Here is a 21,738-nt window from a genome sequence, read left to right on the forward strand (position 1 = left end):
CCCAATATCTCAAGCACAGTAATTTCTGGCGTCTTCAGTCTACGTGAGGAAAACAGCACATCTGGCTATTTCAATCCCATTTGCGCTGTTCTTATAGCGAACAGCGATTTGATCAACAGGCCCTTCACAGCCCGATTTCCACTCGTTCAAGTTCCAGCCAGCGCGCCATGCGATCCAGCTCGGCTCGCAATCCAGCCTCGACACTGGCGTCGACACCCGGCTCGTAATGCACCTGCTTTGCGTGCAGCACCGACCTGGCCCGGTCAGCTTTCAGGTCCACTCGGCCCACGAACTCTTCGCCGAAAAGCATCGGGAAAACGTAGTAGCCGTAGCGGCGCTGATTTGCCGGCACATAGATTTCGATACGGTATTCGAACCCGAAGAACTTCTCCAGCCGGCGGCGGTTGAAAACCATCGAATCAAAAGGTGACAGCAAACGCAGGTCAGGATCGATCCTGCGCGGAATCTTGGTGCCGGCCTGCAAATAGCAAGGCTCGGCAATGCCGGCAACCTGTACTTCTTCGATGAGACCTGCACGTGCTTGCTGGGCGAGCTCTTCTTTGGCCGCGCGCACCGGAAGACGGAAATACTCTGCGACGCAGTGAGCGGTGGCGATGCCAAGGGCATCCATGGCCCGGACAACCAGCCGGGCGAGGGCCTCGTGCCGCTGCGCCGCATCGAGTTGCTGTTGCGTGCCCACCACATCCGCGGCTAGTGCGTAACGGCGTTCAAACTGGGAGTTGCGTCCCAGCGTCAAGATCTTGGCTTGGGCGAAAAGGGACTCGGTGACGAACTTGGTGTCATTCCAATTCCACCCCCAATGCTTTTTCTCACCGACCGGGGCGACGTCCAAAGCCTGGCTGATTTGCCGGGCGCTGGAGCCTGGATTATTGGACAGGTATTCAAGGACGCGATCCGAGAGGTCATGCTGTTCGGCGGAGAACCCATCTGATTTATCGATCCAGGTTCGGCGCTGCCATACCCGCAGGTCTTGAATGAGTTCCGAGCTGACCACCGAGGCCTCATGGGCCCAATATTCGGTGATAGGGCTGAGCGGTTTGGCCAGAAGCTGGTCCAGCACCTTGGTGTCATAGGCGCCGAGCCGGGCGAACATCGGCATGTAATGGGCCCTGCGAACGACGTTCACCGAGTCAATCTGCAACTGCGCGATACTGCCGATAGCGCTGACGATTTTCCGCGCGGTGACGGGTTGTACTTTCCTGCCCTTGGACAGGCCTTGGGCGGCCAACGCGATTCTTCGTGCCTGCTTGAGGCTGAGAATGCGTTGGCCGCCCACGCTAGTTGTGGCTCCGATGACTAGCCTTCTGTTGCCAAGGCTTTGTCACGGTAGCCGCGAGTTTCCCTGGTGGCTTCTTCATTGGAGTTCAGTGATGGATCCAAGGAGATGACACCGTACTGGTACTGGGTGCGGCCATAGACCACAGCGTGCTCGCCGGTGGCTTCATCGATGAAAAGGTAGAACGGATGGCCGACCAGTTCCATGCGGTCCACTGCGTCATCAACGCTCATCACTTCTGCAGGGAAGGACTTGCGGCGGATGACCACTGGCGAGTACTCGGCGTTGGCCTCGACTTCGGCAGCTTCCGCGGCTTTCTGGGCTTCGATGGTTTCTTCAACCAAAGACTTGCCGCTCGATGCGGTAGGCAGGCCGCCAGTTGCCTGGTGGACAGCCAGCGGGGTGTGGTTGCCGCGATGCACCTTGCGCTTGTCGCGGGCCTTGCGCAGGCGTTCAAGCAGTTTTGCGAACGCGATGTCGAAAGCCGCGAACTTGTCAGCGCCGCGAGCCTCGGCTCGAATTGCTGGGCCACGGCCAACAACGGTCAATTCAACGGACAGTGCAGTGCTCTGATCACGAGCGTGTGCTTCTTTGAGGACCTTGACGTCGATGCGCTGTATTTTGGTGGCCAGCTGGTCAACCTTGGTGATTTTCTCGTCAACATACTCACGGAAACGATCCGAAATGGTGATGTTGCGTCCGCTGTAGTTCAGCTCCATGGTGTCCTCCAATAGGGAGTCGGGTGACACAACAGTCCGAAAGTTCCATCCTTTCGGACTGAAGATGGGCTTTTAGCTGCATCTGTGATGCATCCCATACTTCACCTTATGCCACCGTGGCCAAGATTCAAGTATCCGGGCTCACAATTTCCGATCGCGGTAAGCGTAATTACTGTTCAAGTGCATTATTTGGCGGTCTCGTCAAAGCCAGTACCACCGCGCTGGTGACGTCATATCCTGCCTCATGGCAGGCCATGGCCGCGTGCCGCAACGTAGAACCGGTGGTTAGGACGTCGTCGACCAGGATGACCGGCTGGCCATTGGCGCTGGCACGCTCGGCTACGAAATGGGTCCGGCCGCCGCGCCGGTCTGAACCGCTCTTGGTTTTCTGCGCCCCGCCCAAGGCGGAACCGAGGCGGTAGTGCAGCAGCGTGCGGCACTCTAGATCTGCCGACAGCAGCCCGCGAGCGAAGCCGTGGTCGAGCATCGTCTTCACCGGAGAGTAGCCACGCTGCGCTGTTGCCTTGAGCGAACTGGGCACCGGCACCACCAGGGTAGGAAGATTCGCGCGCTGCGGGATGCATCCGGCGTTCAGCGCGGCAGCAAGATAAGGGGCGAAGAGCGAGACGAGGAAGTAGCGCTGCTTGTTCTTGAATGCCAGCAAAGCCCGAGCCAGCTCCTTGCCGTAAGCGCCGCAGGAACTAACGGCAAGCTGCTGGCCGAGCGCGGGAAGCTCGACATAGAGATGATGCGTGTCCGGCAGGGGCGGCAGGCTCAGTTGGCGTTGGATTTCACTGCGGCATTCGGGGCAAAGCCGAAAATCTGCCCGGGCGCAGACCGCGCAACAGGCCGGAAGCAGGAAGTTCGCGATTTCCCTGGTGCCGAATCCCAGCCAGCGCATGGGCCTGCTGCGGGACAGCTCATCGACGCACCGCAGCCACTCTTCGGGAATTTCCATACGGCCAGACTGGCCGATGAACCGCGTCGATCGGTCTGGTCGCCAACGAGTTGTGGAGCAAGGTCCTGCTTAGCCGGGATAGGCGACGTCCTGGGCAAAATCCTCAAGCTCGTGCCAGGAATTGCCCACGCGGGTATACAGCTTCTCGTTGGTCTCGGCATACACTTCGCGGCGGCTGCCGACACCGGTAGCGATGCCGACCATGCCCAACAGCAGCTGCAGGTGCTCGCTGCCGCCTTCGAAGGTGATCTGGGCCGCTTCAACAGCTTGGTCATCACCGAGCTCGGCAACAATAATGGATCTGTCCGAATCCCATAGCGCGGTATTCACCGGAACTTCTGGATAGATCTTCATTGGCGAATCCGTGAGTCCGCGGGGCACACCTTCAGCATCGCGGATCACGCCGGCGACGTAAACCGACGTGGTCTTGCCGATGGTTGCCACGATCAGCGCCCGCGCGCCGTCACGGGAAATCCGCAAGGAATCGATCTGGGCATCTTCCAGCCAGGCCACATCGATTGGACGGGCTTCACCCTTCATTTCGGTGTCGGCAGGGACCGCCCTGATCGGGGTCGCTGCCCCGTTATCCGCGGTCCAGGTCCAGCCGGCCAGATCCATGGACGGCTGGATGAGCTCCTCGCCCTCCAGCGAAAGGCGCAGGCTGCCCTTGTCGTCAATCCCCCACAGCTGGGTGCGGCGGCCGTTGAGGAAGGCATAGCGATTGCCGACCGGAGACATGGCCGGGTCCCGTGGGTTGTATCCGGAAATATCCGGGACGCCGCCCACCGGAATGATCGAGAGTCCCTTGACGTAGACCAAGTACTGGTCCGAAATGCCGATCAGCGTATCCTGCGTGCTGGGGTTGGACGTAGCCGGCTCGAAGTTAGTGTCTTCGGTCGAAAGGTTGACTTCGTTTTCCTCCCGCAGCAGCTTTACCGAGTCCACCGGAGCTAGGCTGGTCAGCGTGGCTTCCATCTGCTGCTTCATCAGCAAGATGCTCCGGTCGGTAGCATCTGCGAAGGTATTGGAGTTCAAATCGATGGTCGCTTCGCCATCGCGCACCGGCACCGCTGAACGCACCAGTCCGCTGGCCGTCGAGAATGCGGAGACGACAGCATTTTGCAGGTACGGGGCTGGTCCTGCCAACAAGGCTTCCACCATCGACGTGGTGGTGCCCGAACCCGAGGTGAACCACCGTATGTCGGGAACCAAATAGGCGAAGCTCGCATCGTAGAAGTACAGGGTCTGCGCGGCAAAGATCTTGGTGAACGTCGAGGCTTCGAGCATCGTGCCATCCGGGGCTTTGGTAATGCGCCATTCGTCGTCTACCTTGGCGACTTCGATATCCACTGCACGGGTCGAGTGATCCGGGTAGTCGGTGCGCACGCCATGCGCGTCGACTTCACCGGTGATTTCGAGCTGGATGGTGTACTTGTTCGCATCGGCCCCGTTGACCACATTGAAGGCATCGTAGATCAGCGTCTGCGTATCACCGCGCCAGGTGTTGCTCAGCTGCGCGTCCATGAATTCGCGGGAGACAGCATAATCTTCGGATACCGAACGCCCAGCCTCGACGAACCCCTCGACGATGGCCCTGGCATCAGCACCTGCTGCCGGTCCATCGGCCGCATAGCTGTAGCTTTCAGCCCCGCTGGTGTCGGTTCCGGCTTCAATCTGCTGGACGGTGGAAGTTCTGGGAATCGAGGCGCAGCCAGAGATCGCAAGCGCAGCAGCAAGGATGATCGCGAGGCTGGAAAAGAATTTCTTCCGCATCAGCTCTCCCCTTCCTTCTTCTGCTCGTTGCTGCCGAGGTTCGGATTGGTGACATCGTCATCTGGCGAATCCGCATCCAAATCCGGATCAAGAACCAGCGGCGTGTATCCGATCTTTGGCACTTCACCGGTCAGCGGGAAGCTGTCTCCCAAAATCACCGTAGCCAGGCTTTCAGGAACTGGCGGTTCCAGTGGAAGCGGCGACGAAGCTATCTCCAGGTCCTCGCTGCGTGGCAAGGTCAGTCGGAAGACCGAGCCGACCCCCGGCTTGCCCCACGCTTCCAATCGGCCATCGTGCAACCTGGTGTCCTCCATCGAGATCGACAAGCCCAGTCCGGAACCTCCGGTGGTCCGTGCACGGGCCGGATCAGCGCGCCAGAATCGGTCGAAGACGTGGTTGCACGCCTCTTCGGACATGCCGATGCCGTAGTCGCGCACGGTGATCGCCACCGCGCTCTGGTTAGCGCCGATGGTGATATCGATTGGCTTGCTTTCACCGTGCTCCACCGCGTTGAGCACCAGATTGCGGATCACACGCTCGACGCGGCGCGGATCCACTTCTGCGACGCAACCGTCGCTGGGCGCGTTCAGGCGGATGAGCGAACCGTATTCATCAGCCACCGGGGTGGCGATATCGATAACCTTGCGGGCTATGACGTTCAAGTCCGTTGACTCACGGTCAAGCACCGCGACACCGGCATCGAAGCGGGACACTTCCAGCAGGTCATTGAGCAGGTGCTGGAAACGCTCGATCTGGTTGTACATCAGTTCGGCCGACCGCGCGGTAAGCGGATCGAAGTCCTCGCGGGCATCGTGGATCACTTCGGCAGCCATGCGCACGGTGGTCAGCGGGGTGCGCAATTCGTGCGAGACATCGGAAACGAAGCGTTGCTGCATGGCCGAGAGATTATTCAATGCGGTGATCTGCTCTTGCAATGAATGGGCCATGTGGTTGAAGGCCGTCCCCAATCGGGCCACCTCGTCCTTGCCGGCGACCTTCATTCGGCGGTCGAGGTCACCGGAAGCAATCCTCTCCGAAACATACGCGGCATCGGCCACCGGGCGGACCACGGTTCGGGCGACCGACCACGCAACGAAGCCAACCACTGCCAGCAGAATCAGCCCGGTGAAAGCCATCGCACGATTGATGAATTCGAGGGTATCCTGCACGCTGGACAGGTCGTAGACCAGATACAGTCCGTACTCGCGTCCAGGCGGAATCAGTACCTTGGTGCCGACAATGAGACCGGGCTTGGTTGCGGTATCGGCACCCAGCTCGATGGAACGCCAATAGATGCCTTGCTCCCCTGCAACCCGCTCCGCGAGATCGCCAGGGATCACGCGGGTGGTCAGGGAACCGGAAGCCATTGGCCCAACATAAAGGCTTTGGTCACCGGCAATGGGCATCAGCACGAAATCGCGGACTACGGTTGCGCCATCGCCTTCCAGGGAAGCCAAGGTCGAATTCACCAGGGCCTGGGTGGAGGCGCGATCGGTGGTGGAAGCCGATTCGAGAATGGAGCGGGCCTGGACCAGGCCGCGTTCCGATTCCTTGGATATCTGGTTCACGCGCTCTTCGAAAAGCGTGGAGGCGATCTGGTTGGAAAGGAAGGCGCCGGCGGCAACCAAAGCCAGCGCGGTGAAAAGCAGCGTCGAGATGACGGTGCGGAACAGCAGGTGGCGTTGCCAACGCAGCTTGGCGGTGTGCCAGGGACGCTTGATCCACTGCTCGATTTTGCTCCACCGGGCGGGTTTGGACTGCGACTGGGCATGCACATCGACCGGAACCAACTCTGCACCGGTCGACGTGTGCGAACTCAACTTGCCGAACCAGCCTTGTATCCGACACCGCGAACGGTCTCGATAATCTGCGGCTTCTCCGGGTCAATTTCAATCTTCGAGCGCAGGCGCTGCACGTGCACGTTGACCAAGCGGGTATCTGCAGCGTGCCGGTAGCCCCAGACGGCTTCCAGCAGCTGCTCGCGGCTGAAGACCTGCCATGGCTTGCGGGCCATGGTGACCAGGAGGTCGAATTCCAGCGGGGTCAGCGACACGACATCGGTTCCCCGGGTCACTCGGTGCCCGGCCACGTCGATGGTCACTTCGCCAACTTGCAAAGTCTCCGCGGCGTGGGTTTCGCTTGGACGCAAACGGGCTCGCACGCGGGCCACCAGCTCGGCTGGCTTGAAAGGCTTGGGCACGTAGTCATCGGCACCGGATTCCAGCCCGCGGACAACGTCGGCAGTGTCCGACTTGGCGGTGAGCATCACGACGGGAACGTCGGATTCCGCGCGGATCTGCTTGCATACCTCGATGCCGTCAATGCCAGGCAGCATCAGGTCAAGGAGCACCAGGTCGGGGTTCGCTTCACGGAATGCTTCCAGAGCACCGGAACCGTCGTAGCAGAATGAGGCATCGAAGCCGTCATTTTGCAGGACAATGCCAATCATTTCCGACAACGCTTCGTCATCGTCAACGACTAAAATCCGTGCCTTCATCCCATGTCCCCCTGAAACCGTAGGTTTGAGGTTTCAGCCAACTGGCCAAACCGGGTAGATCCGCTACCCCACTATTCCTAAGATACATGATCAACCGCCCTTTTCGGGCTGTGACCGGCAGGAATCAGGCAGTTAGCTACGCATCGACGCGTGTCTGCTCCAACGCTTGGGCATAACTGGCCAGCCGTCGCAGGTTCTCGATGGCCTGCGCCGAGCTGCTGCGCGAGAAGTCTCCACGCGGCATCAGGGTTAGTGCACCTAGCTGCCCCAAGCCCAAGCCCAGCTGACGCCAAGGACGAAGAATGGAGTTCACCCCTTCTACAACACCTGGTGCCCGGGTTCCGGGGGCGAGCACCTGCAAGAAGACGCGGCCCCCGCCTTCGACAAGTCCCGCTACCCGCTCCCACTTGCGGTGCGTCAAGCCTCCAGGGTCGATGACCAGCGCGCCGGCACCGGCTTGGTGCAGCAGATCCACCCGTTCAATCCAGTGTTCATCCTGGGTAGGCAGATTCAGCAGCGAGGTGACCCGTTGGCCTTCGGCCTCGCCAGCGAGCACCTTGAAGAACTGCGCATAGGCGCTTCGCACTTCGGCGCGTGGGATCGAGCGCAGGGTCCGGTATCCGCTGGCGGTACTGATTGTGCCGTCGAGCACGTCGCCCAGCAGCGGCTCATCAATCTGGATAGTGAAGTCCGCCAGCGAGGTAATGCGGGCCAGTCGGTCCAGATGCTCGCGTGCTCCGTGGGCGTAGGACTCGATGATGTCGCGGCGCGCCCCATGATCGCTGATCACCCGCTCCCCGTTCGACAGGTACAGGCTGGCGGCCAAGGTCCACGGACCGAGCAAGGTGAGCTTGAGGCGCTGGGCAGGTTTCGCTTCCGCGCCGAGTACATCAGCTAGCAGATTCTCGTCACTGCGCAGGATGCTGCGGGCACGACGGGCATCGATACCGTCCTTGGCACCGATCCTCCAGCCGTGCGGCTGCAGATCGAAGCCGAGGTCTGCCAGCAAGGTGGCGCTGCGCCCTACCGCATCGGCGCCGACGCCACGATCCGGCAGCTGCGGGAAGACCGCGAGGTTGGGTTCTCCCAATTCCCCGCGCACCACTTCGTGGATGGCCGACGGGTCGCTGCCCGGGAACTGGCAGAAAGCGGTGGCGTGAACATCGCGGCGTTCAGCTGCCTCGTGTTCCTGCTCAGTCATTGTTGTGCGAGTCAGAAATGTTCTGATGGTGGCGGATGACTTCAGAGATCACGAAATTCAGGAATTTTTCGGCGAATTCTGGATCAAGATGCGCTTCGTGGGCCAGGGCGCGCAGGCGCTCGATCTGCGCCTTCTCGCGGCTAGGGTCGCTCGGCGGCAACTGGTGCTCGGCCTTCAGGACCCCTACGCGCTGGGTCGCCTTGAAGCGTTCAGCCAACAGGAAAACCAGCTGCGCATCGAAGTTGTCGATGCTGCCGCGGATGGCGTACAGCTCTTCGAGGACTTCATTCTGGACCTCGCCCTGCAACGAGCTGGCGTGCGGGTCGAATGACTGGGTGGTCTCAGTGTTCTTCGGCTCGTTCATGATCACCAGTTTACGGGTTCGCATGACGGATTACCCACAAGGTGACATGCCCCGGACACGGTGCCTGACCGTGCCCGGGGCATGCCCGTTGTTCCTTGATTGCCAGCTGCTCAGGAGGCGTTCAGCTGTTCAATCAGTTTGCGTCGCTGCGCCTGTTCGCGCGGGTCCGGAACCGGAAGCGAGGCGATCAGGCGCTGGGTGTATTCATGCTGCGGGTTGGCCAGGACCTTGGAGCCCAAGCCTTCTTCCAGCAAGGTGCCCCGGAACAGGACGCCCACCCAGGTAGCCAGCTGGTCCACCACTGCCAGATCATGCGAGACGAACAGGGCTGCGAAGCCCAGTTCGGTCTGCAATTCGCGGAACAGCTCCAGCACCTTGGCCTGCACCGAAACGTCCAGTGCGCTGGTTGGCTCATCGGCAATCAGCAGTTTCGGCTCCAAGGCCAGTGCGCGGGCCAGCGACGCGCGCTGGCGCTGGCCGCCGGAGAGTTCGTGCGGGTAGCGGTTGGCAAAACCGGCTGGAAGCTGCACGGCCTCAAGCAGTTCGGCCACCTTGTTGCGGGTCTGCAGCGGGTTCAGATCACGGTGCACGGCCAGTGGCTCGGCCACGCATTCGCCTACGGTCAAGTGCGGATTGAAGCTTGCCGCTGGATCCTGGAACACGAAGCCGATCTGCTCACGCAGCGGCTTGAAGGTGCGTTCCTTGAAGTGGGCCATCTCGTAGCCCAGCACCTTCAGCGAGCCACCGGTGATGCGGTTCAATCCCGCGATGCTGCGGCCGATGGTGGTTTTCCCCGAACCGGACTCGCCCACCAGTCCGTAGACCTCGCCGGCGTGGATCTTCAGATCCACCTCATCGACCGCGGTGAAGCCCGGGGCCCCGAGGCGTCCCGGGAAATGCACCTTCAGGCCCTTGGCTTCCACCAGCAATTCAGCATCCTGGTTCGGACGTTCGACTAGTCCCTCCGAGGCGCTTTCGCGCCCCAGGTGCGGCACGGCAGCCAGCAGGGACTTGGTGTAGTCCTCTTGCGGTGCTTCGAAGAGCTGGATCGATGGTGCTTGCTCAACGATCTGCCCCTGGTTCATCACGATCACGCGGTCGGCGATATCGGCCACCACCCCCATATTGTGGGTGATGATGACGATGGCGGTACCCAGCTGATCACGCAGGTCGCGCAGCAGCTGGAGAATTTCAGCCTGCACCGTGACATCCAATGCGGTGGTTGGCTCATCTGCCACAATCAGTTCCGGCTTCAGGGCCAGCGCCGCGGCGATGACCACGCGCTGCTTCTGGCCACCGGAGAACTGGTGCGGGTAGTAGTCCACGCGCTGCTCTGGATCCGGGATGCCGACCTGGCGCATCGCCTCGATGGCGCGCGTCCTGGCCTCCTTCTTGGAAATCCTGTTGTGCGCGCGGATGCCCTCCATGATCTGCCACCCCACGGTGTACACCGGGTTCAGTGCCGTGGATGGTTCCTGGAAGACCATGGCCACATCCCGGCCGCGAGCCGCGCGCAGCTCGCGGCCGCGCAGGGTGAGCATGTTCTTGCCTTTGAGGTAGACCCCGCCGTGCGAGGCACCGTTCTCGGCCAGGATGCCCAGAGCAGTGCGTGCCGTGACGGACTTGCCGGATCCGGATTCGCCCACGATGGCCAGGATCTCGCCGGCCCTGACTTGCAAATCAACGCCGCGCACTGCCGGCACTGCGCCGGCGTCCGTGACGAAATCAATGTTCAGGTCTTCGATGCGCAAGACAGCGGGTGTGCCGACGTTGGCCTCGGAGTCGAGGAGAGGACTGTTGGTCATTTGCTTGCTCCTACCTGTCCGGACTGGGTGATGCGCTTGGCCTTCTTGCGGCTGAAGCGGCGCAGGCGCGGGTCATTGAGGTCATTCATGGACTCGCCAACCAGGGTCAAGCCCATCACGGTGAGCACGATGGCCAAGCCCGGGAACAGGCCGGTCCACCAGATTCCGCTAGTGGCATCTGACATCGCGCGGTTCAGGTCGTAGCCCCATTCCGAAGCACTGGTCGGTTCGATGCCGAAGCCCAGGAAGCCCAGGCCCGCCAGGGTCAGCAATGCCTCGGTGGCATTCAGCGTGAAGATCAGCGGCAAGGTGCGGGTGGCGTTGCGCAGCAGGTGCGCGAACATCACTCGCCATGGGCTGGCGCCGATCACCTGTGCGGATTCCACGAAGGGTTCCGCCTTCAGCCGCATCACTTCGGCGCGGACCACGCGGAAGTACTGCGGGATGAACACCACGGTGATGGAGATGGCCGCTGCCATCACGCCGCCGAAGAGCGAAGACTGGCCCTGGGAAATCACGATGGACATCACGATGGCCAGCAGCAGGGATGGGAACGCGTAGATCGCATCGGCCAACACCACGGCGATGCGGTCGAACCAGCCGCCGAGGTAGCCGGAGATCAAGCCCAGCAATACGCCCAGGAACAGGGACATGACCACGGCCGCCAGGATCACCCAGATGGCCGTCTGCGCACCGAAGAGGGTCCGCGAGAACACGTCATAGCCGGTGGCGGTGGTGCCCCAGATGAATTTGCTGTCCGGAGCCGCCTGGCGCGGGAAGTCCCCGGATGCATCCGAGGACTGCGCGAAATCGAAAGGCGCAATCAGCGGCGCGAACAGGGCGGTAACGATGAACAGGCCGGAGAGCGCCAGACCGGCAACCAGCATGCCCCGCTGCAGGCCCGAGGACATGCGCAGGTGGGAGATGACCGGGAGCCGGTCCAGCCAGGACTTGTTCGAAGCCGGCAAGGTAGCTGTACTCATGATTAGTACCTGACTCTCGGGTCGATCAAGGCGGCCAGCACGTCAACGATGAAGTTGGTGACGGCGACGATAATGGCCAGCAGCACCACGATGCCCTGCACAGCCACGAAGTCGCGGGCGGTGAGGTATTCGGCGAGCTTGAAGCCCAAGCCGGACCATTCGAAGGTGGTCTCGGTCAGCACTGCTCCACCGAGCAGCATGGCAATCTGCAGGCCCATGACGGTGATGATCGGGATCAGCGCCGGACGGTATGCGTGCTTGGTGGTGAGGCGGAATTCGCTGACGCCGCGCGAACGGCCGGCTTCCACGTATTCGCGGCCCAGCGTGCCAATTGCGTTGGTGCGCACCAGGCGCAGGAACACGCCGCCGGTGAGCAGGCCTAGTGCCAGGGCTGGCAGGATCGCATGCTCGGTGACATTCCAGAAGGCAGCGCTATTGCCGCTGCGCAGCGCATCGAGCCAGTAGATGCCCGATGGGCTCTGCAGGCCGGTCAGTTCAAGCTCGGTCTGCCAGTCGGCACGGCCGCTGATCGGCAGCCAGCCTAGCCATACGCCGAAGACCAGCTTGAGCAGCAGGCCGGCGAAGAACACCGGGGTGGCGTAGGAAAGGATTGCAAGGATGCGCAACACGGCATCCGGGTAGCGGTCGCGGAACTTCGCGGCAACCAGGCCCAGCGGGATGCCGACCAGCAGTGCGACGAGGACCGCGTTGATGGCCAGTTCCAAAGTTGCCGCGCCGTAGGTGGCCAGCACCTCGGTGACCGCCCGGTTATCGCTCATGGTGCGGCCCAGATCGCCGGTGAAGATCTGGCCCAGGTACTCGAAGTACTGGATCAGGATCGGCCGGTCGTATCCGGCTTCATGGATGCGCTGGGCCAGCTGGTCCGGGGTGAGCCGTCCGCCCAAGGCTGCGGTGATCGGGTCGCCGGTCACGCGCATCAGGAAGAACACCACTGTGATGAGGATGAAGACAGTGGGAATGATCAGCAAGAATCGGGTAATCAAGTAGCGGAGGAATCCTCCGCCTTTTTGCTTTGCTGGTTTGGGTGTTGCTAGCGGGCTTGCTTCTTGGCCCGGTGGCGACGTGATAGTCATCGTCTGTCCTTATGGTTCAGGATGCGTGGCAATGCGCCGCCTTGAGCGGTCAATGACGGCGCATGCCAAGGGGATCCACCGCGCGCGCCAAGGGTTGGCGCGTGGCAGATCCCCTCAGGTTTGGTGTCTGCGAGGCGAGAGCCGAATTACTTGCTCAGCACACCGAGACGGAACTTGAACGATGCGTCCAAGGTCTTGTCAACGTCCTTGACGTCCTTGCCTGCAATGGCCACCTGGGCACCCTGCAGCAGTGGAAGCGTGGACAAGTCCTCAGCCACCATCGTCTGCAGTTCTTCGATGGCCTTGGTGCGCTCCGCAGCGTCGACCATTCCTCGCTGATCGGAGATCAGCTTGTCAACCTCGGGGTTGTCGTAGTTGTTCGAAAGGAAGTTCTCCTTGGCAAAGAACGGCGACAGGTAGTTGTCGGCATCCGAGTAGTCCGGGAACCAGCCCAGCTGGTAGGCCGGGTAATCCGTGACGCGCTGCTTCTGGTAGGTCACCCATTCGGTGGACTTCAAATCCACTTCGAACAGGCCATCGGCCTCCAGCTGCTTTTCAACCAGTGCGTATTCGTCACCGGAGTTCGGGCCATAGTGATCCGGGTTGTACTGCAGCGCGAGCTTGACCGGGGTCTTCACTCCGGCATCTTCCAGAACCTTCTTGGCCTTGCTTGCATCCGGCTTGCCGTCGGTGCCGTACATGTCCTTCAGCGGCTCGGTGGCGCCGGTGAAGCCTTGCGGCACGTACGAGTAAGCCGGGGTGTAGGTGTCCTTGTAGACGTTCTTCGCGATGGCTTCGCGGTCCACAAGGTGCGCCGCTGCCTGGCGTACGGCCAGTGACTTCGCTTCATCAGCATCATCGGTCTTGGCACCGTATGGCATGGAATCGAAGTTGAAGACGATGTAGCGCAGCTCGCCACCCGGTCCCTTGTGGACCGCCAGATTCTCATCCTTGCCCAGGTCTTCGATGTCGGTTGGGGTCAGCGAACGCCATGCGACGTCGATCTTGCCTTCTTGGACTTCGAGCTTCAGGTTATTGGCGTCCGCGTAGTACTTGATCGCTGCCTTGTCGTTGGCTGCAGGGCCCAGAACGCCCTGGTAGGACTCGTTGGCACTGAAGGAGATCAGGTTGTTCTTGTTGTACGAATCAATGACGTACTGGCCGCCGAAGGCCTTGGCCTCAACGATCTTCTGGTCGTCCATGACTGCGTCTGCGGAGAACACTTCATCATCGACGATCGGGCCGACCGGGGAGGTCAGCACCTGCGGGAAGGTCTGGTCATTGCCGACCTTCAGCTTGAATACCACCGTGGTGGCGTCAGGAGCCTCGATGGATTCAACGTTGCCCAGCAGCGAGGATGGGCCGTTAGGGTCCGCGATCTTCAGCTGGCGGTCGAAGGTGAACTTGACGTCCTTGGAGTCAAGGTCGTGGCCGTTGGCCCACTTCAAGCCCGGCTTTAGCTTGACCGTGTATTCAGTCGGGGTAGTGAACTCCGCGGACTCGGCAAGGCTCATCGATGGGTCCGGGCTGCCCGGCTCGGAGTTGAGCAGGAACGGGTAAATCTGGTTCATGACCATGAACGAACCGTTGTCGTAAGATCCGGCAGGGTCCAGGGAGGTCACTTTGTCGGTGGTGCCCAGGGTGATTGGGGCGCTGGCTTCGCCATTGCCGCCCTCTTCATTGCCGCTGTCTGCGGCTTGGGTGCAGCCGGTCAGTGCCAGGGCAGAGATACCCACAACGGCTGCTGCGAGTCGCAGCCCGTTCTTCTTGCGAGCCATGAGTCATCCTTCGTCTAGGTACATGCATGGGCTGTGATGATTAGCACATGCTTCACATAGCCTAAGTGATGCAAGGCACAAAATACGAATGGGGCCGGCGGAAACTGGCAAAAGCGCGGTCTCGACGCCCGCTTTTTGTGCTTCAGCCCATACCGCTCCGTGCTCAACGGTGAGATGCGCGGGGATTCCTTCCGGCCTTTTGGCTAGATGGCATAAGCTAGATGTCAATGATGACTCGTAGAGACGCGGCAATCGCGTTGGATATCCCAGTAGAAATGGCCAAGCGCCACGGCATTCCTTCCAAAATGAGCGAGGCTGAATTCCGTGAGCTGAACACCAATCCACCAGCTTGGTTGGAGCAGTCGCGCGCCAACCGTACCGGCAAACGCCCTGTGTGGATTCATCTGGTCTGCGAAGTCTGCGGCTTCAGCGAGTACGAACGTCCCAAGAAGTGGTGGCCTGCCTTCGATTTCGTGCACTGCCACACCCACTCCCCTGCACAGCTTCCGAAGCTGGAAAAGGGCAAGACCCGCGTGGAGTACCAAGATATTTCAGCTCATATGTTCGGCATTGTCGACGAAGGCTAGAAGCTGAATACAACACAATGGCGAAGGGTGCCGGACCGATATTGGTCCGGCACCCTTCGCTGTCGCGCAAGCTCGTGCTCTTCACTCGGTTCATCCCCCTGGGCGTCCTTTCCGCCACGGGAATGCATGCAGCGGGCAACCGGACAGAGTCCAGCATCATCCAGTGCAGGTTCCATGCACCGGCCGTCGGCTGGATCTTGCGAAGGCCTTGAGTACTGCTGCCCGAGCCCCTCGGGCATCTAGCTCGTGGAGGCCTTCCGGATTGGTACGAATTGGTTCTGCCGACTGGAATGATCCGTTGTTCTGGACGATGCGCCCCTATCCGCCCAGCTACCGCTGGTGAGCATTCTCGAGAACATCGCAGCGAGCGCATTGGAAGCCAGGGCATCCGGTGGCGCAACAGGGTCGGCAGCCCAATTCAATAGCGAAACCTAGAGGGTCGAACCAATGCAGTGAGCCAGCAAGCCCCAAGCGGCCCTTGAAGACAGGCCGAATCCCACACACCACCGGTAATCGCCGGCAATGCCGGGCGAATACGTGCCGGACGCCCACGGCCGAAGCGGATGGCCGCCGAGCTCCGTTGCAACCAGCCGTTCGTCTAACTTGAATCACGACGCGAAGAAACCCTTGGTCCAGTTCATTATCTTGAACTGGACCAAGGGTTTCTTTGGATGGCTAATTAATTGACCATGCTGGAGTCCCATTCGCTGGAACGAGCAGAATCGATGGTCGCTTGGCCCAGCACGCGGCTGTCCTGGTAGACGACCATGGTCTGGCCCGGCGCGACTCCACGCATGCCTTCGGGAAGGTTGACAACCAACTCGTCGCGGCCTTCTTCCGAGCGCTCCATGTGGGCTACCGCGGCGACCGGATCGCCGTGCGCGCGCACCTGCACCATGCAGTCGAACTTGTCTCCGCTGAAAACTTCAGCGATCGGCAGGCCAGCCCAGGAAATGCGGATGCCGCGCAGCTGGTCCACAGCCAGCAGGGCCTCTGGACCGACGATGACCTTGTTGTCCTTCGGACGGATTTCCAAGACGAAGCGCGGTTTGCCGTCGGCGGCCGGACGACCCAGTCGAAGACCCTTGCGCTGGCCAACCGTGAAGGCTTGGGCGCCTTCGTGCTCACCGAGCTGGTTGCCCTCGTGGTCAACGATCTCGCCTGGTTTCATCTCGATGCGTTCAGCCAGCCAACCGCGGGTATCGCCATCGGGAATGAAGCAGATGTCATAGCTATCTGGCTTGTTCGCCACGGTCAGTCCGCGCGCTGCGGCTTCGGCGCGAACTTCCGCCTTGGAGGGAGTCTCGGCTAGCGGGAACATGCAGTGTTCCAGCTGTTCGTGGGTCAGCACGCCCAAAACGTAGGACTGGTCCTTGGCCCAGTCTGCGGCTCGGTGCAGCTCCGGGTTGCCCTCGGAATCGCGCAGCACCTTGGCGTAGTGCCCGGTGCATACCGCGTCGAAGCCCAGGGCCAATGCCTTTTCCAGCAAGGCAGCGAACTTGATCTTCTCATTGCATCGCATGCAGGGATTCGGGGTGCGGCCAGCTTCGTATTCATCCACGAAGTCCTGCACCACGTCTTCTGCGAAGCGGTCCGAGAAGTCCCAGACGTAGTATGGGATGCCCAGCTTGTCGCAGGCACGCCATGCATCATTGGAGTCTTCCAAGGTGCAGCAACCGCGCGAACCGGTGCGAAGGGTCCCCGGCATGCGAGACAGGGCCAGGTGCACGCCGACCACATCATGGCCGGCTTCAACTGCGCGGGCCGCGGCTACCGCCGAGTCCACGCCTCCGGACATCGCTGCTAGTACTTTCATCGTGTAAAACCTGTTCCTGCCGTGTGGATGCTGCTTTCATCGGCTGCCATGCCAGCCTTCTTTGCCTGAGCATACGCTTGGGGCAAAGCCTCTAATAATGCGTCAACGTCGGCGCGTGTGGATGTATGCCCCAATGTGAAGCGTTGCACACTGCGCGAGGTGCGCGCATCGCGTCCCATAGCCAGCAAAACATGCGAAGGCTGCGGAACACCAGCGGTGCACGCCGAACCGGTGGATGATGCGATGCCAACCATGTCCAAGCCGAATAGCAAGGAGTCCCCCTCGCATTCCGGGAAGGTGAAGTGCAGATTGCCCGGGAGGCGCTGGCCCTCATTGCCCTGATCCCGTGGTCCGTTCAGCACCGCTTCCGGAATCAAGCCGGTGATCTTCTCAATCGCATATTCACGCAGTTCGCTCAGCCGCGCAGCTTCCTGCCGCAATCCAGAACGCACCGTGGTAGCCGCGGCGGCAAAGCCGGCCGCGTGGGCAGCATTCAAAGTCCCCGATCGCAGCTTGCGTTCGTGTCCACCGCCGTGCTGGACCGGGGTGAGCACAATATCGCGGCGAACCAGTAGCCCGCCGATGCCTACCGGGCCACCGATCTTATGCGCGCTAATCGCCATGGTGGCCAGATTCGAGGAGCCGAAGTCGACCGCGAGCGCACCAAAGGCCTGCACCGCATCCGAATGCACCGGGACCCCGTACTTGCCAGCTAGGGCAGCAAATTCACGGATCGGCTGAACGGTGCCGACTTCATTGTTGGCCCACATCAAGGTGGCCAAAGCGATCTGCTCGTGCTGCTCTTCAAATAGCTTTTCGGCCGCCTGCAGATCAACGACACCGTCTTCATCCACGGCGAGCCACAGCAAGGTGGCATTCTCATGGTCCTGCAGCCAGGTAGCCGTATCCAGGACCGCGTGGTGCTCAATGCCGGTGAGCACGATGGCACGCGCCTGCTCATTGGCCGCCACGCGGTTCCAGAACAGTCCCTTCAGCGCCAAGTTATCCGATTCAGTCCCACCAGATGTGAAGATCAATTCGCTGGAGTGCGCCCCGGCGGCCATGGCGATAGCTTGGCGGGCATCATCCACCGCACGGTTGGCGCGACGTCCGGCCCCATGCAAAGAAGACGGGTTTCCGGTGCGGGAATACTGTTCGGTGATGGCAGCCAGAGCTGCTGGATTCAGATCGGTGGTTGCCGCGTGATCCAGGTATACGGCGGAAGTTTTCATAACACTTCAATGGTACGGGGTGGGGCGCCCTAGTTTGAATGGCCGATCCGTGTGAATTGGCCAACCTCAATGGCCTCCAGCGCCGGATTGTTCAAGACCGCCTCAATCAATGAAGCAGGACCACCCAGGATGGTGCAATCATCAAACGGTTCTGTCGACAGCATCCAGGAATGGTCCGCCGCAAACGCCAGCGCCGGGCGCTGGCGTTGGGCGCCGTCGGCAGTTCTGGCCCATTCGGGCTGCGCCAGGAACTCCGCGTCCGCTTCGAACAGGTGGTAGTTCCGGTATCCGCCACCCAGATCGAACGGTTCTGCCTGGATGATCTCGGGACCAAAGGCAGGTTTCTGCGCCTCGGCGAGCGCCAACTCGTACACCCGCTGGTTCTCGTCATCGCTCAATGCAGGATCCGGCTCGCGCTCAATCTGTATGCGTTCCCCGCCCGCGATAAATGCGTAACCGGCCCACAAGCCCACCACGAACTTCTGGTCTTTGGCAGAAACCCGGACCATTTCGGCGGCTAGTGCTTGCCATTGCGATTCCGGGAGCTGGTCCAGCGGCAGGTCGGTATCTACCCAGGCGTCTTCGGTCGCAGGATTGCCTTGCGCGTCCAGTCCGGCCACGGTTTCAAAAAGATCCGCGGCGGTGATGATGTGCTTGCGGCTCTGTGCCACCGTCTCCCAGCGCACCAACTGGTCATCTTCATCCAGTGCTGGGTGAAGGATGCGGACGTAGCGTTCGTAGCCATGCGGGATCTGGGCTACTACCGTGCTGGGGTCGGCTGATGCACAAGCTGCGGCGATCCATTGCCCGTGGGCTGCGGAGAGGTGTGAAAACTGCATGGTCCAAGCCTAGCGAGAGCAGCGGGCGGATTCCTCCTCCGAACCGTGGTCGGTGGTATGAATAGAGGAACAACTGATGACGTGTCGATTCCAGCTAAGGGAGCCTTCCTGCATGTTCAAGCCTGATTTCTTGGTTCCAGTCCATGATTTCTCCCAGCGCTCCCTGGATTTCTCACAGCGGATCGCGGTGATGGCAGTGATCAACCGCACTCCGGATTCTTTCTACGATGCCGGGTCGACCTTTGGCTTGGATGATGCTGTGGCCGCTGCCATGCGTGCGGTCGAGGCAGGTGCTGACTGGGTGGATATCGGCGGAGTCCCCTTCTCTCCGGGCCCGGAGCTCCCGTGGCAGGAGGAAGCAGAGCGAATTGTGCCGGTTATCCATCAAGTGCGTAGCCGCAGTTCGGTGATTATTTCTGCAGACACTTTCCATCCACAGGTGGCGCAGGCTGCCATTGATGCCGGCGCTGATGTCATCAATGACACCACAGGCTTTTCCTATCCCGGTTTGGCCCGGGTGGTAGCCAAGAACAACGTGCATGTGGTGATCACCCATTCGCTAGCCAAGCCCCGCACCGTTTACCCGCGCCCTAGCTACGACGATGTGGTGGCCGAGATCCGCCAGTATCTGCTGGAGAAAATCCAGATTGCGTTGGACGCTGGTGTTTCTCCGGCAAAGATCATTGTTGATCCAGGGCACGACCTGAACAAGAACACCCGCCACACTCTGGATTTGACCGCTGGGTTCCAGGCCTTTGCCGATTTGGGCTATCCGGCCTTGGCAGCGGTCTCGAACAAGGACTTCATCGGTGAAACCTTGAACTTGCCGAAGGCTGAGCGCATGGTTGGTTCTATGGTGGCAGCAACGATCTGTGCCATGAACGGTGCCCGCATATTGCGGATGCACAATATTCCTGAATCGGTGCAGACAGTACGCCTGCTCGAAGCAGCACAAGGGTGGCGGGAGCCTGCCTACCAGATACACAACATGGGGGATGTCAATCCTCCTGCTCACCCAGAACCCGAAGTCAGCAAGTAAGGATTTTCCCAGATGCGTGCCCTGCTTCCCCAACCAGCAGATCAGGTTGATGACCAGTTCCTGCTTGAGCGCTATTCCAGCGAGCATCGCCCATTCGTGCGTTTCAACTTCGTCAGCAGCATCGACGGAAGTGCCCAGGTTGATGGGCTCTCCAAAGCATTGGGCTCTCCTGGCGATCAGAGGGTTTTCGCACTCTTGCGCCGGCTTGCCGACGTGATCATGGTGGGTGCTGGAACGGTTCGTGCCGAGGGCTACGAAGGCCAGCTCCTGTCCGCGGAGGACATGGCGTGGCGTATCGAACATGGCCTGCCGCCACAGCCCGTGCTGGCGCTCATCTCACGAGGATTGCATCTGGAGCCAACGGCCCCGGTGTTTGCCCAATCCCCGGTTCCGGTTCTGCTTTTCACCAGCGTTCAGGTCACCGACGAACAGCGTCGGTCCTTTGGACCCAATGCCACTCTCGTGCAGGTTTCCGAAACCGAGGGCGGGTGTGATCCGACCGAAATCATCGCATATCTGCATTCCAAGGGATACGGCTTCATCCACGCTGAAGGCGGTCCTCACGTTTTTGGGCAGTTCGCCTCGGCTGGCGCGGTGGATTCGGTTTGCATCAGCTACTCTCCTGTCCTTGTGGCAGGTGATGGCATGAGAATAGCGGTTCACGATCGTCAGGGGTTCCACGCCTTCGAGCTGCATTCCTTGTTTGAAGAGGACAGCATGCTCTTCTGCGACTATCGACTTAGGAAATCAGCTGGATCCCCGCGGGAATAACAGCTAGCTCAAAGGACCCGGCCCCCATGCATTCCCCGTCAGCATAGCTGTCCCGGGATGTCTCGATGCGGGCCCGCGTGAGGTTTGCGCTGACCTTCCATGGATGCGGCGCTCCGGTGAGGATCCTTGCCAGATACGGAAGGACCCGCAGAATATTTGGTCCGCGTACGATAGCCAATTCCGCGGTACCGTCGGTGAAATCAGCATGCGGGAAGAGCTTGATGCCGCCACCAAGGGACTTGATATTCGCGACGCTGGCGGCCAGGACGCTTCCGCTGAATCGCAGCCCGTCGGCCCTCACCCCACTGGGGCATCCGCGCAGCTGGGGAAGGCACAGGATCAAACCGGCGATATACCGCAGTGCTCCCAGCTGCCGCGGCAACGCGTTGGCTTTCGCGTTGACGGTGGCTTCAAATCCCCAGGACACGGCACCCAGTGCATAGCGCGGTGTTCTGCCGGCCTGGTCAAACCGCAGCTCCAGCACGTCAATGGGCATAGTTGCTCCCGGCTGCTTGCAAAACGCAATCACCTTGGCCAAGGATTCTTCTGCATTCGCGTCCCCTGTCATGCGCCAGAAGTCGTTGCCGCTGCCTGCGGGGATGACACCGATGGGAATCGAAGTTCCCGCAACGTGCTGGATGCAGTGGTGGATCAGCCCATCACCGCCAATGATGACGATCGCCCGCGAAGCTCTGAGCTGGTCCCCCACCAGTTCCACGCTCGTCCTTGAAGTATCAACTAGCCCATGTTCCAGCCCGAGCTTGCCAAGCGCGTGGGCAAGCTGCTGGGCAAGGCGCATCCCCCGGCCTCGGCCTGAGGCGGGGTGGAAGATGATGCGGATTTCTGCGGTGCGACCAAACGAGCTCATGACCATAGAGATTACCCAGCAACTTGACGCTTCTACAAAGAATTTGCTGGGTTGGATTCGCTAAACTGGGGAACACTGGCCATCCGGTCTTTTTCACCGAGAGGATTCCTCCGTTCA

General features: G+C 60.8%; 19 protein-coding genes. 3 read left to right on the forward strand and 16 right to left on the reverse strand.

The window, feature by feature from the left end:
- Positions 1-124: 124 nt before the first annotated feature.
- The 12 genes from ACFVHU_RS03565 to ACFVHU_RS03620 form a co-directional block, all read right to left on the reverse strand.
- Positions 125-1,297: a winged helix-turn-helix domain-containing protein gene (locus ACFVHU_RS03565; RefSeq protein ID WP_388022503.1), complete on the reverse strand. Its 1,173-nt coding sequence runs from the start codon at positions 1,295-1,297 to the stop codon at positions 125-127.
- Positions 1,298-1,317: 20 nt separating this feature from the next.
- Positions 1,318-2,016 (reverse strand): ribosome hibernation-promoting factor, HPF/YfiA family, encoded by a 699-nt coding sequence (hpf, locus tag ACFVHU_RS03570; protein WP_105656863.1) that lies wholly within the window; start codon positions 2,014-2,016, stop codon positions 1,318-1,320.
- A 169-nt stretch (positions 2,017-2,185) separates the two neighbouring features.
- On the reverse strand, positions 2,186-2,974 hold the full coding sequence (locus tag ACFVHU_RS03575) for a ComF family protein (RefSeq protein WP_388022508.1): 789 nt from the start codon (positions 2,972-2,974) through the stop codon (positions 2,186-2,188).
- A gap of 69 nt (positions 2,975-3,043) precedes the next feature.
- Positions 3,044-4,747 (reverse strand): LpqB family beta-propeller domain-containing protein, encoded by a 1,704-nt coding sequence (locus ACFVHU_RS03580; protein ID WP_105656822.1) that lies wholly within the window; start codon positions 4,745-4,747, stop codon positions 3,044-3,046.
- Positions 4,747-6,567, reverse strand: a complete 1,821-nt coding sequence (gene mtrB / locus ACFVHU_RS03585; RefSeq protein ID WP_332498149.1) for an MtrAB system histidine kinase MtrB — start codon at positions 6,565-6,567, stop codon at positions 4,747-4,749. The genes ACFVHU_RS03580 and mtrB overlap by 1 nt, the downstream gene beginning before the upstream one ends.
- Positions 6,564-7,244, reverse strand: coding sequence for an MtrAB system response regulator MtrA (gene mtrA, locus ACFVHU_RS03590; protein ID WP_105656824.1), 681 nt, complete (start codon positions 7,242-7,244; stop codon positions 6,564-6,566). Before mtrA ends, mtrB begins: the two co-directional genes overlap by 4 nt.
- A 136-nt stretch (positions 7,245-7,380) precedes the next feature.
- Entirely contained in the window at positions 7,381-8,445 is a 1,065-nt protein-coding gene (locus ACFVHU_RS03595) for a hypothetical protein (protein ID WP_332485962.1), read from the reverse strand.
- Entirely contained in the window at positions 8,438-8,809 is a 372-nt protein-coding gene (locus ACFVHU_RS03600) for a chorismate mutase (protein ID WP_105656864.1), read from the reverse strand. Before ACFVHU_RS03600 ends, ACFVHU_RS03595 begins: the two co-directional genes overlap by 8 nt.
- Before the next feature lie 110 nt (positions 8,810-8,919).
- Positions 8,920-10,614, reverse strand: a complete 1,695-nt coding sequence (locus tag ACFVHU_RS03605; protein ID WP_105656826.1) for an ABC transporter ATP-binding protein — start codon at positions 10,612-10,614, stop codon at positions 8,920-8,922.
- A complete protein-coding gene (locus tag ACFVHU_RS03610; protein WP_332485961.1) occupies positions 10,611-11,597 on the reverse strand; it encodes an ABC transporter permease in 987 nt (328 codons plus the stop codon). Before ACFVHU_RS03610 ends, ACFVHU_RS03605 begins: the two co-directional genes overlap by 4 nt.
- A gap of 2 nt (positions 11,598-11,599) precedes the next feature.
- Positions 11,600-12,691 carry an ABC transporter permease gene (locus ACFVHU_RS03615; protein WP_105656828.1) on the reverse strand — a complete coding sequence of 364 codons (1,092 nt, stop codon included), beginning with the start codon at positions 12,689-12,691 and terminating at the stop codon, positions 11,600-11,602.
- Positions 12,692-12,837: 146 nt separating this feature from the next.
- Positions 12,838-14,469 (reverse strand): ABC transporter substrate-binding protein, encoded by a 1,632-nt coding sequence (locus tag ACFVHU_RS03620; RefSeq protein WP_332485959.1) that lies wholly within the window; start codon positions 14,467-14,469, stop codon positions 12,838-12,840.
- 227 nt (positions 14,470-14,696) lie between these two features.
- Between ACFVHU_RS03620 and ACFVHU_RS03625 the strand changes: the two genes are divergently transcribed.
- Complete coding sequence (locus ACFVHU_RS03625; RefSeq protein WP_105656830.1) at positions 14,697-15,056, forward strand: hypothetical protein; 360 nt, start codon at positions 14,697-14,699, stop codon at positions 15,054-15,056.
- Positions 15,057-15,735: 679 nt separating this feature from the next.
- Here the strand turns inward: ACFVHU_RS03625 and mnmA are convergent.
- From mnmA to ACFVHU_RS03640, 3 genes are read right to left on the reverse strand one after another with little or no spacing between them, the layout of a single operon-like run.
- The gene (gene mnmA / locus ACFVHU_RS03630) at positions 15,736-16,872 is read right to left on the reverse strand and encodes a tRNA 2-thiouridine(34) synthase MnmA (protein WP_105656831.1); all 1,137 of its coding nucleotides are present in this window, start codon (positions 16,870-16,872) and stop codon (positions 15,736-15,738) included.
- Positions 16,869-18,104: a cysteine desulfurase family protein gene (locus tag ACFVHU_RS03635; protein ID WP_388022519.1), complete on the reverse strand. Its 1,236-nt coding sequence runs from the start codon at positions 18,102-18,104 to the stop codon at positions 16,869-16,871. The genes mnmA and ACFVHU_RS03635 overlap by 4 nt, the downstream gene beginning before the upstream one ends.
- A gap of 29 nt (positions 18,105-18,133) precedes the next feature.
- Entirely contained in the window at positions 18,134-18,943 is an 810-nt protein-coding gene (locus ACFVHU_RS03640; protein ID WP_105656833.1) for a hypothetical protein, read from the reverse strand.
- A gap of 112 nt (positions 18,944-19,055) precedes the next feature.
- On the opposite strand from ACFVHU_RS03640, the gene folP reads away from it, so the two are divergent.
- Together folP and ACFVHU_RS03650 are read left to right on the forward strand one after the other, a co-directional pair.
- On the forward strand, positions 19,056-19,982 hold the full coding sequence (gene folP, locus ACFVHU_RS03645) for a dihydropteroate synthase (protein ID WP_105656834.1): 927 nt from the start codon (positions 19,056-19,058) through the stop codon (positions 19,980-19,982).
- Between the two features lie 12 nt (positions 19,983-19,994).
- A complete protein-coding gene (locus tag ACFVHU_RS03650; protein WP_105661497.1) occupies positions 19,995-20,753 on the forward strand; it encodes a pyrimidine reductase family protein in 759 nt (252 codons plus the stop codon).
- On the opposite strand, the gene ACFVHU_RS03655 is transcribed toward ACFVHU_RS03650, so the two are convergent.
- On the reverse strand, positions 20,722-21,621 hold the full coding sequence (locus tag ACFVHU_RS03655; protein WP_166650798.1) for a diacylglycerol kinase family protein: 900 nt from the start codon (positions 21,619-21,621) through the stop codon (positions 20,722-20,724). The two genes, ACFVHU_RS03650 and ACFVHU_RS03655, sit on opposite strands and share 32 nt — an antisense overlap.
- Positions 21,622-21,738: the final 117 nt, after the last annotated feature.

It is taken from the genome of Glutamicibacter sp. NPDC127525 (assembly GCF_042672105.1).
GTDB lineage: Bacteria > Actinomycetota > Actinomycetes > Actinomycetales > Micrococcaceae > Glutamicibacter.